Consider the following 12,769-nt stretch of genomic DNA (forward strand, 5'->3'; position numbering starts at 1 on the left):
AGCCGCAGCAGCACACACACCATAACGAGCAACCATCACCACACAGCATCACCACACACAGACCAGCAGCACCGACAAAGGAGTCACCCCATGGCAGATTTTGAGCTCAGCGAGGACTACCAGGACCTCAGCAACACCGTCCGCGAATTCGCCGACGAAGTAGTGGCCCCGGTCTCCGCCAAGCACGACGAGGAACACAGCTTCCCCTACGAGATCGTCTCCCAGATGGCGGACATGGGCCTGTTCGGCCTGCCGTTCCCGGAAGAGTTCGGCGGCATGGGCGGGGACTACTTCGCCCTGGCCCTTGCCCTGGAACAGCTCGGCCGCGTGGACCAGTCCGTCGCCATCACCCTCGAGGCCGGCGTCTCCCTCGGCGCCATGCCGATCCACCGCTTCGGCAACGACGCCCAAAAAGAGGAATGGCTGCCCCTGCTGGCTTCCGGCAAGGCGCTCGCAGGCTTCGGCCTGACCGAGCCCGAGGCCGGCTCGGACGCGGGCGGCACCAAGACCACCGCCAAACTGGGCGGCGGTGAATGGGTCATCAACGGCAACAAGGAGTTCATCACCAACTCCGGCACCGACATCACCAGGCTCGTCACCGTCACGGCCGTCACCGGGCAGGAGGAACGTCCGGACGGCAGCATCAAGAAGGAAATCTCCACCATCCTGGTGCCCACCAACACCCCCGGGTTCAAGGCGGAAAAGGCCTACAACAAGGTCGGCTGGAACGCCTCGGACACCCACCCGCTCACGCTGGACAACGTCCACGTCCCCGAAGCAAACCTGCTCGGCACCAGGGGCCGCGGCTACGCCAACTTCCTGTCCATCCTGGACGAAGGCCGGATCGCGATCGCCGCGCTGGCCGTCGGGGCGGCCCAGGGCTGCGTGGACCAGTCGGTGAAATACGCCAAGGAGCGCAGCGCCTTCGGGCAGAACATCGGCAAGTACCAGGCCGTCTCGTTCAAGATTGCCCGGATGGAAGCACGCGCCCACACGGCCCGCCTGGCGTACTACGACGCGGCCGCCCGGATGCTTGCCGGCAAGCCGTTCAAGACGCAGGCGGCCATCGCTAAGATGGTCGCAGGCGAGGCAGCCATGGACAACGCGCGGGACGCCACCCAGGTGTTCGGCGGCTATGGCTTCATCAATGACTTCACCGTGGCACGCCACTACCGCGACTCCAAGATCCTTGAAGTCGGCGAAGGCACCACCGAAGTCCAGCTGATGCTGATCGCCCGCGAACTGGGACTGTAGCCGGCCGGAAGGATCACTGATGATCAACAAAGTAGTTGCCAGCGCGGCCGAGGCTGTGGCGGACATCCACGACGGCGCCTCCCTCGCCGTGGGCGGGTTCGGGCTCTGCGGCATCCCCGTGACCCTCATCGAGGCGCTGCACCAGCGCGGCGCCACGGATCTGGAAACCGTCAGCAACAACTGCGGCGTGGACGACTGGGGACTTGGGATCCTGCTCAAGGACGGCCGGATCCGGCGCACCATCAGCTCCTACGTCGGGGAGAACAAGGAGTTCGCGCGGCAGTACCTTGCCGGCGAGCTCGAGGTGATCCTCACCCCGCAGGGCACGCTGGCCGAAAAGCTGCGCGCCGGCGGCGCAGGCATTCCCGCTTTCTACACGCCGGCCGGCGTCGGAACCCAGGTGTCCGACGGCGGCCTGCCGCAGAAGTACGACGCCGAAGGCAACGTCGCGATCGCCTCCGCCCCGAAGGAGGTCCGCAGCTTCAACGGCGCCGACTTCGTGCTGGAAGAATCGCTGACGCCCGACTTCGGCCTGGTTCACGCCTGGAAGGGTGACCGCCACGGCAACCTCGTTTTCCACGCCACCGCCATGAATTTCAACCCGCTGTGCGCCATGGCCGGGAAGATCACGATCGCCGAGGTCGAGGAACTCGTGCAGCCCGGGGAGCTGGACCCGGAGCACGTCCACGTTCCGGGGATCTTCGTCCAGCGCGTCGTCCTGGCCCCGCAGGGCGAGAAACGCATCGAGAAGCGGACGGTTGCAGTTTCAGCTGCCTCCGGCGCCGCCGGCACCACCGGAGCACCAGAACCAGCGCAGGCAGGAGCATAGCCGTGGAAACGAACAACGCTCAGGGCGCGCCGCCCCGTCCCGAGGCCGTGCGCCACGAATACCGGCGCTCCGGCGTCGAACACTCCGCCGGGATTGAAACGAAGGGCTGGACCCGCAACGAACTCGCCGCACGGGTGGCGCAGGAACTGCACAACGGCCAGTACGTCAACCTTGGCATCGGCATGCCGACGCTGATCCCCAACTACATTCCGGCCGGCGTCGAGGTGGTGCTGCACTCGGAAAACGGCATCCTGGGCGTGGGGCCCTACCCGGCGGAGGACGAGATCGATCCGGACCTGATCAATGCCGGCAAGGAAACGGTCACGGTCAACAAGGGTGCCGCGTTCTTCGACTCCGCCGCCTCCTTCGGCATGATCCGGGGCGGGCACGTCGATGTGGCCGTGCTGGGTGCCATGGAGGTCGCCGCCAACGGCGACCTCGCCAACTGGATGATCCCGGGCAAGATGGTCAAGGGCATGGGCGGCGCAATGGACCTCGTGTTCGGTGCCAAGAAGGTGATCGTGATGATGGATCACGTGGACCGCAACGGCAAGCCGAAAATCGTCGACACCTGCACACTGCCGCTGACCGGGAAGGGCTGCGTGGACCGGATCATCACCGACCTCGCCGTGATCGACGTCGTGACCGAGGCCGGGCAGTCCCGGCTGGTGCTGCGGGAACTGGCTCCCGACGTGACCGTTGAGGACGTGGTTGCCGCCACCGGAGCCGAACTCTTTGAGGAAGACCAGGAACTCACCGTATGAGCGACGCCGACCGGCCCTCCCCAAGCCCCGCTGCCGGCACCCCCCGGGTGATTGAACAGCGCGGCCTCTACTTCGACGAGCTGGAGGAGGGCGTGGTCTACGCCCACCGGCCGGGCCGGACCGTCACGGAGACGGACAACGTCCTGTTCACCACCATGACCATGAACACCCAGGCACTGCACCTGGACGCGGCCTGGAGCGCCGGACAGCCGTTCGGCCAGCGGCTGATGAACTCGATGTTCACCCTCGCCACCGTGGTGGGCCAGTCGGTGCCGCAGCTGACCCAGGGCACCATCATCGCCCAGCTGGGCCTGACGGACGTGTCCTTCCCGCGGCCGCTGTACCACGGGGACACCCTGTACACGGAGACCGTGGTCACCGGGAAAAGACTGTCCGCGTCCCGCCCCGGCCAGGGCATCGTGACCATGCAGCACACCGGACGCAACCAGCACGGCGATGTGGTGGCACTGGCCGCCCGCAGCTGCCTGATGTGGACACGCGAGGCCCACGCGGCTGCCGAGCTGGAAGCGGCACAAAAGGGGACAATAGAAACATGAGTTTCCTGATGGGTCCTGCCCTGCTGTTCTGCCCCGCCGACCGCCCCGAGCGGTACCAGAAAGCCGCCGAGCGCGCCGATACTGTGATCGTGGACCTCGAGGACGCCGTCGCGCCCGCCGACAAGCAGCGGGCCCGCGGCGCCATCCTCGCCCAGCTCGGCGCCACCGGCGACGTCCCCGAACTGGATCCGAGCCGCACCATCATCAGGGTCAACCCCGCCGGCACGGACGAGTTCGAGAAGGACCTGCACTGCCTCAAACACACGCCCTACCGACACATCATGCTGGCCAAGGCCGAGAGCGCCGCGCAGCTCAAAGAACTCCAGGGCTACAGCGTGATCGCCCTCTGCGAGACGGCCGCGGGCGTCCTCAACGCCGCCGCCATCGCCGCGGAACCCAACGTCGTGGCCCTGATGTGGGGCGCCGAGGACCTGCTGGCCTCGCTCGGCGGAACCTCCAGCCGGTCCGAGGACGGCAGCTACCGCGCCGTCGCGCTGCACGCCCGTTCCAGCGTGCTCCTGGCCGCCGGCGCCTTCGGCAAGGACGCGATCGACGCCGTCTACGTCAACATCCCGGATCTGGCCGGGCTGGCCCTCGAAGCCCGTGACGCTGTGGCGTCCGGGTTCTCTTCCAAAGCCTGCATCCACCCGGACCAGGTGGCCGTGGTCCGCGAAGCCTACGCACCCACAGAGGCCGACGTCTCGGCGGCCGCCGAACTGCTCGATGCCGCGTCCGCAGCAGGCTCGGGTGTGTTCGCGTTCAAGGGCAAGATGATCGACGGACCCATTCTCAAGCACGCCGCGTCCACGCTGCGCCGCGCAGGCCGCGTCGGCTCCTGACCACCGGGGTCTAAGCGGAGGATCTCCAGCTGCCCACCAACTTGTGCCCGGTGAAGCTCTCCCGTGCGAACATCGTCGATTCGCCACAGATGGCCGGATTGGCTGGTCCTATTGCGGCCATCTGCGTCGAGTCGGTGCCCTGAGACGCGCAACCCCAGGTTCAGCGGCGCCACAGGTAACGGTTCTCCGGCCGGCCCGCCGCTCCGTAGCGGGGCGTCAGCCGGGCATGGCCGTGAACCACGAGGTACTCAAGGTAGCGACGGGCGCTGACGCGCGACAGGCCCAATTGCAGCGCGAGGCCGGCCGCGGAGACGTCCTCGGGACTGCCCTTCAGCGCCTCGATGACCGCGTCCAGGGTGGGGCGGGAAAGTCCCTTGGGCAACCGCAGCGCAGCCTGCCCGGCGGGGGTTTCTGCCGGCGCCGAGCGGCGGGTGGGGGCCACCAGGCGGTCAATGCTGGCCTGGTCCAGCGGCCCGGCAGCGCCCGAGGCGAGTTCGTCCCGCAGCAGAACGTACTCGTCGAGCCGTTCGTTCAATGCCTGCGAGGAAAAGGGCTTGACCAGGTAGTGCAGCACCCCGCCGGCCATCGCGCCGCGGACCGTATCGAGTTCCCGGGACGCCGTAATGACCAGGACATCCACCGGCCGCCGGTGCCCGCGCAGCCGCTGCAGGACGTCCAGGCCGGACATGTCCGGCAGATGAATATCCAGCAGCACCAGCTCCGGTGCCAGCTCTGCGGCCAGATCGATGCCCTGCTGGCCAGTGTGGGCCATGGCCACGACGTCGAATCCGCCGCGTGCCAGCAGGAACCCGTGATGGATCCCGGCCACTGCTACGTCATCGTCGATGATGAGGGTGCGTATGGCGCTCATTGCTTCTGTAGTTCCGCCTCTTTTGTCCTGAGCACCACTAAGAAGCAGGCTCCGCCCAATGCCGATGAGGATACTGCGGCCCGGCCTCCGCGCCGGAGGGCAACCCGCTGGACCAGGGCCAGCCCAAACCCGCGGCTGTTGATCCCCACGGCCTCCTTGCTGGTCACACCGGGCTCGAACACTTTAGCGCGTTCCGCAGCGGGGACGCCGGGCCCGTCGTCCTCCACCAGGATGGTGCGCTCGCCGTCGGCGCTCTCGCCCAGCCGGATGGCAACAGTGCTGTCGAAGCCCGCGGCGTCCACCGCGTTGTCGATCAGGTTGCCCAGGACCGTGATGACGTCGCCCGAGTCATCGGCCGAACAGACCGAATCCGGGCTGACCACAATGTCGATGCCGCGCTCGGCGCAGACTGTGGACTTGGCGATCAGCAGGGCCTGGACCCCGTGGTCGGTGATTCCGGGCGCCAGGGGCCGGTTCGCGAAGACGGCGTCGTTGTGGCTGCGGCCCAGGTATTCAATGGCCTTGTCCTGCTTTCCGAGCTCCAGCAGTCCGGAAATGACGTGCAGTTTATTGGCGAACTCGTGCGCCTGAGCGCGGAGGGCCTGGGTCACGTCCACGGCGCCGTCGCGGTCACGCAGGACCGTGTGCAGTTCCGTGCGGTCCCGCAGGATCAGCACCTTGCCGACTTCGCGGTCGTCGACGGTGGCAGCGTTGACCTTGCCCAGCAGGATCCGCTCTCCCGAGAGCACGAGCTCCTCCGTGGCGGACCCGGCCGAGAGCAGGCGGTGGACCGCCGGTTCCAGGCTGGCTGCGGCCGGCGTCCCGGTGATATCCGCCGACAGTGCGAGCAGGCGGCGTGCCTCGTCATTGACCAGCGCGATCCGGCCGTCGGCGTCCACTGCCACGAGCCCCTCGCCCAGGCCGTGGAGCATGGCGTCGCGCGTTTCCAGCAAGGCCGCGATGTCCTCGGGCTCAAGCTTGTAGATGCGCCGCCAGACCAGCTTCGAGACGTACATCGCGCCCAGTGAACTCAGGAGCGCTGCCCCGAGCAGCCAGGCGAACAGCTGCGGCATGTCATCATGGAGGTCCGCGGCCAGGGTACTCTCCAGCACGCCCACGGAGGCGGAGCCGATCACGGTGCCGGTCCCGTCGAAGATGGGAACCTTGACCCGCCAGGACTCGCCGAGGGTGCCGGTTTGGGTGCCGACGTAGATCTCGCCGGACAAGGGAACGGAGGGATCCGTGGAGACCGGCCGGCCGATTTCCGCCGGGTTGGGGTGCGACTGCCGGACTCCGTGCCGGTCTGTCACCACCACGTACGTGACATTAGAGGCCTGCCGGATGACCTCCGCGATCGGCTGGATGGTCTGGGCCGGCGAGGGCGTTCCGAACGCGTTGATGACGGAGGGCAGCTGGGCGACACTTTCTGCGACGCCGATCAGCCGGCCCTTGTAGGCGTCCCGGAGCTGTTGCTCCTGCATCCGGATGGTCACGGCCCCCACCACCGTGAGTACAGCCAGCACGATGCCCAGCTGCAGTGCGACCAGCTGGAACCGTAGGGGAATCCTGTGAACCATGTCACAAGCTTCGCATCCGTTCGGTGCCGCTGCGGACCAAAGGCCCGGTCTGGACTGTGACCAATATGACCACTATTACCTCTAAGGCCAAATGCTGTTGCCCTTCCCGGCGCGCTCTTAGGGTCGGTGACGTGATTCCAATGATGTGCATCACATTCGCCCAAGGAGAAACCATGTCTGCCCTGCCCTCATTCACACGGACCAGCGTCACCCGGTCCGCCTACACCCGCCGCGCCGCCCTCATCGCCGGAGCCGCCGGAGTCGTCCTGGCCATGTCCGCCTGCGCAGGAAGCGGAACCGGCGCGGCTGCCGGCACGGCCGCGGGCGCCGACCCGATCAAGAAGCTCAGCATCATCGTCCCCGCCAACCCGGGCGGCGGCTGGGACCAGACCGGACGCGCCATGCAGCAGGACCTGCAGACCAACAAACTGGTCTCCTCCGCCCAGGTCACCAACATCGGCGGTGGCGGCGGAACCAACGGGCTTGCCAAGCTTGCCACCGAGAAGGACGTCAACACCCTCATGGTGATGGGCTACGTCATGGTGGGCGCCGTCGAGACCAATGGCGCCAAGACCCGGCTCGAGGACACCACGCCGATCGCGCGTCTCACCGAGGAGCCGCTGGTCCTCGTGGTGCCGGCGTCGTCAAAGTACCAGTCCGTCGCCGACCTCGTGGCGGACATCAAAGCCAACGGCAAGGGCGTGGCCATCACCGGCGGCTCGGCCGGCGGCGCGGACCACATCCTGGCCGGGCAGATCCTCAAGTCCCAGGGCGTGGAGGCGGACAAGCTGAACTACATCGGCTACTCCGGCGGCGGCGAATCCATCGCCGCGCTGCTCGGCAACAAGGTCCAGGCCGGCATCTCCGGCGTGGGCGAGTACGCCGAACAGGTCAAGGCCGGCAAGGTCCGGGCGCTCGCGGTCTCGGGCAAAGCGGAGGCGCCGGCGCTGCCCGGGGTCAAGCCGCTCAAGGACCAGGGGATCGACGTCGTACTGACCAACTGGCGCGGCGTCGTGGCGCCGGGCTCCATCGACGACGCCCAGCGCGCCAAGCTGACCGACGTCGTCACCAAGCTGCACGAGTCCGAGGCCTGGAAGTCCACCCTGACCAAGAACAACTGGGACGACGCGTTCCTGGCCGGCGACGGCTTCAAGACCTTCCTGACCGAGGACATCGCCAAGGTCAAGACCACGCTGACCCAGATTGGCCTGGTCAAGTAACAATGTCCGTTCACGCAACAACGCCCGCCAAACGGCCGACGGGCGAGATCCTCTTCGCCCTCGTGTTCGTCAGCGTGGGCGCCGCGGGGCTGCTGACGGCGGGATCCATTCCGATCCCGCCGTCGGAGACCGGCATCGGTCCGCGCGCCTTCCCTTACATCGTGTGCGGCATGCTGGTGCTGTGCGGCGCCGGGGTGGTCCTGCAGGTCCTCCGCGGCAAAGTCGGCCAGGCCGAGGACAGCGAAGACCTCGACGTGACGGCCAAGACCGATTGGGTGGCCCTCGCCAAACTCGTGGGCTTCGTGGTGCTGCACATCTTCCTGATCGAGCCGGCCGGCTGGCCTGTGGCTGCCGCCGTGCTCTTCAGCGGTGCCGCCTGGTCACTGGACGCCAAACCCCTCTGGAAGGCGATCATCATTTCCATTGTCCTGGCGCTGGTGCTGCAGTACGTCTTCGGCGGGCTGCTGGGCGTGTCCCTGCCGCCGGGTCCGCTGCTCGAGGGGGTGGCGTTCCTCCATGGATAGCTTCATGCTCCTGCTCGAAGGATTCACCACCGCGCTGCAGCCGGTCTACCTGCTCTACGCCCTGGGCGGGGTCTTCGTCGGCACCGCCGTCGGCGTGCTCCCCGGCATTGGTCCCGCCATGACGGTGGCCTTGCTCATGCCCATCACCTATGCCCTGGATCCTGCCGCGGCGCTGATCGTGTTCGCCGGAATCTACTACGGCGGCATGTACGGCGGTTCCACCACCTCCATCCTGCTGAACACGCCGGGCGAATCGTCCTCGATCGTCACGGCGCTCGAGGGAAACAAGATGGCCAAGGCCGGCAGGGGAGCGGCGGCCCTGGCGACGGCGGCGATCGGGTCCTTCATCGCCGGCACCATAGCCACGGTCCTGCTGACCTTCCTGGCGCCCGTCGTGGCCGACTTCGCAGTCGGCCTCGGCCCGGTGGACTATGTCGCCCTCATGGTGGTGGCCTTCCTGACCGTCGGTGCGCTGTTGGGGGCCTCCGTCTTGCGCGGCCTGGCATCCCTTGCCCTCGGTCTGTTCATCGGCCTGATCGGCATCGATGACAGCACGGCCCAGCAGCGCTTCACGTTCGACAACCCCACCCTGGTGGACGGCATCGACATGGTCCTCGTGGCCGTGGGCCTCTTTGCGCTCGGCGAGGCGCTGTATGTTGCGTCCAAGCTGCGACACGGCCCCGTGGAGCTCATCCCGGTCAGCAAGGGTAAGAACGCCTGGCTGTCCAAGGAGGACTGGCAGCGGTCCTGGAAGCCGTGGCTGCGCGGAACCTTCATCGGGTTCCCGATCGGCACTGTCCCGGCGGGCGGGGCGGACGTCTCCACGTTCCTGTCCTACGCGGCCGAGCGAAAGCTGGCCAAGGGCGCCAACAAGGCGCAGTTCGGCAAGGGTGCCATCGAAGGCGTCGCCGGGCCGGAAGCGGCGAACAACGCCGCGGCCGCCGGGGTCCTGGTGCCGCTGCTGACCCTTGGCATCCCGACGACGGCGACGGCGGCCATGATGCTCACGGCGTTCCAGCGCTACCAGATCCAGCCCGGGCCGCTCCTGTTCGAAAACCAAGGGGCTCTGGTCTGGACCCTGATCGCCTCGCTGTATGTCGGCAACCTCATGCTGCTGGTGCTGAACCTCCCTCTGGTGGGCCTGTGGGTGAAGATCCTGCAGATCCCCCGTCCCTACCTCTACGCGGGCATCCTGGTGTTCGCCGCCCTGGGCGCGTTCTCGGTGAACTTCTCCCCGAGCGACGTCGGCATCCTGCTGGTGGTGGGCATCCTGGGCTACTTCATGCGCCGCTACGGCTATCCCGTGGCGCCCATGGTGGTGGCGATGATCCTGGGCCCGATGTTCGAGGTGCAGCTGCGGCGCTCGCTGCAACTTTCACAGAACGACCCCACGGCCCTGTTCGCCTCTCCGTTCGCCCTGGTGGTTTATGTATCCATGGCGCTGATCTTCGTCGCCTCGTGGTGGCTGCGCCGCCGCCAGGCCACGCTGGAGACCGCACCGGCGAAGGAAGAGGTGTCCGTCTAAGCCGGGGTGGTTCACTAATTTGCCGCAAATGGCCGGAACGGCAACCCCATTCCGGCCATTTGCGGCAAACGGGTCTCAGCCGTCGCGCGGCAGGCGCGACGGCGGGATGGCGACATACACGAGAGTCCGGATCCAGCGCTGGCCCGTCGCACGGAATTCGGCCCGGGTGGAGAACCGGTAGAGGTAGCTGCTCGCACGCACCCAGCGGGGCCGTTCGCCGTCGAACGGGTCGTGGCGCAGCAGCCGCAGCATGGGCCGGTCCGCCTCCAGCAGTTTGGCCAGGAACGCGTAGAACCACTCCTCGTGCACAGTCCGCAGCGGCAGGAACCACATCAGCCAGTCCAGCCGGAGGTGGTACGGGGCGTACTGGCGCGGGAGGCGCCGGACGTCTCCCGGCTTGCCCTTGAAACCGTACTCCCGCCAGTCGGCGTCGTCCCCTGGGTCCTCGTCGAGGGTCCCCTCCACCACGATTTCGATGCGCCGCTTCGTGACGGTGCCGAACGCGCCGTAGGTGTTCACCAGCTGCCAGCGGTTGAACGAGGCGTTCATCAACTGATGGTGGGAGAAGAGGTTCTGGATGGGCCGGTAGCTCAGCACCACCAGGAACACGGTGGCGATCACCACCACCACGAGCCAGGGGACCGGTGCCTGGCTTCCGGCATCAGGTCCGGCGCCAGCTGCGGACGTGGTGTGCCAGTCGAGCGGGATGGCCGGAATCACGGCGTGCGCCACGGGATCGCTGACTGCCGCGAAGGCCAGGATGATCGCCATCCAGTTCAGCCAGGCGAAATTGCCGCTGGCCACCAGCCACAGCTGCGTGAAGATGATGATCCCGGCGGCGGCGCTTGCCAGCGGCTGCGGGGCAAAGAGGAAGAACGGGACCACGAGTTGGGCGAAGTGGTTGCCCAGGACCTCCAACCGGTGCCAGGCCTTGGGGAGCAGATGGGCCTGCCGGCTCAGCGGCCCCGGCATCGGCTGGGTCTCGTGGTGGTAGTACAGGGCCGTCAGGTCCCGCCACTCGGAGCCGCCCCGGATCTTGATCAGCCCGGCGCCGAACTCCAGCCGGAACACCAGCCAGGCCAGCAGAATCAGGATGGTCCGGGGCGGGGGAGTCTGGTCCGAGCCGAGGAAGGCCACCGTGAACCCGGCCTCCAGCAGCAGCATCTCCCAGCCGAAGCCGTAAAACGTCTGCCCCACGTTCACGATCGACATGTACAGCAGCCACAGGGCCAGGAACGCGAGCAGCGGAACCCACGGCGGGCCGAGCTGGGGAAGCCCGGCAACCAGCGTGGCGGCAATCCCCATGCCGCTCCAGCAGACCATCCGCAGCAGCCGGTCCGAGTAGCGCCAGCGGAACAGGCTGGGCCGGCCCAGGCGGTTGAAGCCCTCGACATACTCCGGCACGGGCAGCAGGCCGCGCTCGCCGAGGAGGGCGGGGAACTGGTTGAGCGAGGAGAGGAAGCCCACGAAGTAGAGGGTGGCGGTGCCGCGCTGCAGCACCTGCCGGGCGAACTCGTACTCTGGCGCGTCGAACCACGCGGTCCACTCCACGTTTTCCACGTTACGCCTCAACCGCACGGGCGTCGCCGTGCGGGATACTTGAACCATGCAGCCGCGCAAAATCGTCCTCCTCGGGTCCACCGGTTCCATCGGCACACAGGCGATTGACGTCGTCGACGGCGCCCCGCACCGGTTTGAGGTCGTGGCGCTCAGCGCCGGCGGCGGCAACCTCGAACTCCTGGCCCGGCAGGCCGTGCACACCCGCGCCTGGGCCGTCGGCGTCGCCACCGGGGACGCCACCGCCCTCCGGAACATGATCGACGACGCCGCCCGCGCGGCTTCCGTGACGGGCTACCATCCCGAGATCATCACCGGCCCGGATGCCTCCACGCGGATCGCGGAAATCAGCGCCGACGTCGTCCTCAACGGCATCACCGGCTCCATTGGCCTGGCCCCCACGCTGGCCGCCCTCAAATCCGGTGCCACGCTGGCCCTGGCGAACAAGGAATCCCTGATCGTCGGCGGTTCCCTGGTCAAGGCCGCGGCACGCGACGGGCAGATCGTCCCCGTGGATTCGGAGCATTCGGCCATCGCCCAATGCCTGCGCTCCGGCTCCGCCGCCGAAGTGGACCGGCTGATCCTGACGGCATCGGGCGGCCCGTTCCGCGGCAAGACCCGGGACGAGCTGCATGACGTCTCGCCCCAGGACGCCCTCGCGCACCCCACGTGGGACATGGGCCTCATGGTCACCACCAACTCCGCCAGCCTGGTCAACAAGGGCTTGGAGGTGATCGAGGCGCACCTGCTATTCGACATCCCGCTGGAGAAGATCGACGTCGTGGTGCACCCGCAGTCCGTGGTGCACTCCATGGTCCAGTTCGTCGACGGCTCCACGATCGCCCAGGCCTCGCCGCCGGACATGCGCCTGCCCATTGCCCTCGGCCTCGGCTGGCCGGACCGCGTCCCGGGGTCCGCGAGCGCCTGCGACTGGAGCAAGGCCACCAGCTGGACGTTCGAGCCGCTTGACGACTCGGCCTTCCCCGCCGTCGCCCTCGCCAAGGCCGCCGCCCGGCAGGGCAGCACCTTCCCGGCCGTGTTCAACGCCGCCAACGAGGAAGCCGTGATGGCCTTCCACGCGGGGCAGATCCGCTTCACCGACATCGTGGACACCATCGACGCCGTGCTCAGCGAACACACAGGATCCTCCGGGCTGACGGTTGAGTCCGTACTGGATGCTGAAAGATGGGCACGTGCCCGCACCCACGAACGTTTAGCCGTCAGAAGCGTCTAGGAAGCAGCAGATCACAGC

12 protein-coding genes are annotated in these 12,769 nt (G+C 67.5%); 9 read left to right on the top strand and 3 right to left on the bottom strand.

Features of this window, described 5'->3' with window-relative positions; all coding sequences use genetic code 11:
* The first annotated feature begins 90 nt into the window (after positions 1 to 90).
* From ACFVTM_RS15470 to ACFVTM_RS15490, 5 genes are read left to right on the top strand one after another with little or no spacing between them, the layout of a single operon-like run.
* A complete protein-coding gene (locus ACFVTM_RS15470) occupies positions 91 to 1,254 on the top strand; it encodes an acyl-CoA dehydrogenase family protein (RefSeq protein WP_390204418.1) in 1,164 nt (387 codons plus the stop codon).
* Between the two features lie 19 nt (positions 1,255 to 1,273).
* Positions 1,274 to 2,083 carry a CoA transferase subunit A gene (locus tag ACFVTM_RS15475; protein WP_390204420.1) on the top strand — a complete coding sequence of 270 codons (810 nt, stop codon included), beginning with the start codon at positions 1,274 to 1,276 and terminating at the stop codon, positions 2,081 to 2,083.
* A gap of 2 nt (positions 2,084 to 2,085) precedes the next feature.
* The gene (locus tag ACFVTM_RS15480) at positions 2,086 to 2,847 is read left to right on the top strand and encodes a CoA transferase subunit B (protein ID WP_390204422.1); all 762 of its coding nucleotides are present in this window, start codon (positions 2,086 to 2,088) and stop codon (positions 2,845 to 2,847) included.
* The gene (locus ACFVTM_RS15485) at positions 2,844 to 3,404 is read left to right on the top strand and encodes a MaoC family dehydratase (RefSeq protein ID WP_390204423.1); all 561 of its coding nucleotides are present in this window, start codon (positions 2,844 to 2,846) and stop codon (positions 3,402 to 3,404) included. The genes ACFVTM_RS15480 and ACFVTM_RS15485 overlap by 4 nt, the downstream gene beginning before the upstream one ends.
* Positions 3,401 to 4,243 (top strand): HpcH/HpaI aldolase/citrate lyase family protein, encoded by an 843-nt coding sequence (locus tag ACFVTM_RS15490; protein ID WP_390204424.1) that lies wholly within the window; start codon positions 3,401 to 3,403, stop codon positions 4,241 to 4,243. The genes ACFVTM_RS15485 and ACFVTM_RS15490 overlap by 4 nt, the downstream gene beginning before the upstream one ends.
* Positions 4,244 to 4,403: 160 nt before the next feature.
* Here ACFVTM_RS15490 and ACFVTM_RS15495 read toward each other — a convergent pair whose 3' ends face one another.
* Both ACFVTM_RS15495 and ACFVTM_RS15500 read right to left on the bottom strand, forming a co-directional pair.
* Positions 4,404 to 5,114, bottom strand: coding sequence for a response regulator (locus ACFVTM_RS15495; RefSeq protein WP_390204425.1), 711 nt, complete (start codon positions 5,112 to 5,114; stop codon positions 4,404 to 4,406).
* Positions 5,111 to 6,691 carry an ATP-binding protein gene (locus ACFVTM_RS15500; RefSeq protein ID WP_390204426.1) on the bottom strand — a complete coding sequence of 527 codons (1,581 nt, stop codon included), beginning with the start codon at positions 6,689 to 6,691 and terminating at the stop codon, positions 5,111 to 5,113. The genes ACFVTM_RS15495 and ACFVTM_RS15500 overlap by 4 nt, the downstream gene beginning before the upstream one ends.
* A 173-nt stretch (positions 6,692 to 6,864) precedes the next feature.
* Here ACFVTM_RS15500 and ACFVTM_RS15505 point away from each other — a divergent pair, with 173 nt between their 5' ends.
* The 3 genes from ACFVTM_RS15505 to ACFVTM_RS15515 are packed head-to-tail and all read left to right on the top strand — an operon-like array spanning position 6,865 to position 9,960.
* A complete protein-coding gene (locus ACFVTM_RS15505; protein ID WP_390204427.1) occupies positions 6,865 to 7,911 on the top strand; it encodes a Bug family tripartite tricarboxylate transporter substrate binding protein in 1,047 nt (348 codons plus the stop codon).
* A gap of 2 nt (positions 7,912 to 7,913) precedes the next feature.
* Positions 7,914 to 8,435 carry a tripartite tricarboxylate transporter TctB family protein gene (locus ACFVTM_RS15510; protein ID WP_390204428.1) on the top strand — a complete coding sequence of 174 codons (522 nt, stop codon included), beginning with the start codon at positions 7,914 to 7,916 and terminating at the stop codon, positions 8,433 to 8,435.
* A complete protein-coding gene (locus tag ACFVTM_RS15515; protein WP_390204430.1) occupies positions 8,428 to 9,960 on the top strand; it encodes a tripartite tricarboxylate transporter permease in 1,533 nt (510 codons plus the stop codon). The genes ACFVTM_RS15510 and ACFVTM_RS15515 overlap by 8 nt, the downstream gene beginning before the upstream one ends.
* A 75-nt stretch (positions 9,961 to 10,035) precedes the next feature.
* Here ACFVTM_RS15515 and ACFVTM_RS15520 read toward each other — a convergent pair whose 3' ends face one another.
* Positions 10,036 to 11,511 carry a lipase maturation factor family protein gene (locus ACFVTM_RS15520; RefSeq protein WP_390204595.1) on the bottom strand — a complete coding sequence of 492 codons (1,476 nt, stop codon included), beginning with the start codon at positions 11,509 to 11,511 and terminating at the stop codon, positions 10,036 to 10,038.
* Positions 11,512 to 11,566: 55 nt separating this feature from the next.
* Between ACFVTM_RS15520 and dxr the strand changes: the two genes are divergently transcribed.
* The gene (gene dxr, locus ACFVTM_RS15525; RefSeq protein WP_390204432.1) at positions 11,567 to 12,751 is read left to right on the top strand and encodes a 1-deoxy-D-xylulose-5-phosphate reductoisomerase; all 1,185 of its coding nucleotides are present in this window, start codon (positions 11,567 to 11,569) and stop codon (positions 12,749 to 12,751) included.
* Positions 12,752 to 12,769: the final 18 nt, after the last annotated feature.

The organism is Arthrobacter sp. NPDC058130 (assembly GCF_042884475.1).
Taxonomy (GTDB): Bacteria; Actinomycetota; Actinomycetes; order Actinomycetales; family Micrococcaceae; genus Arthrobacter.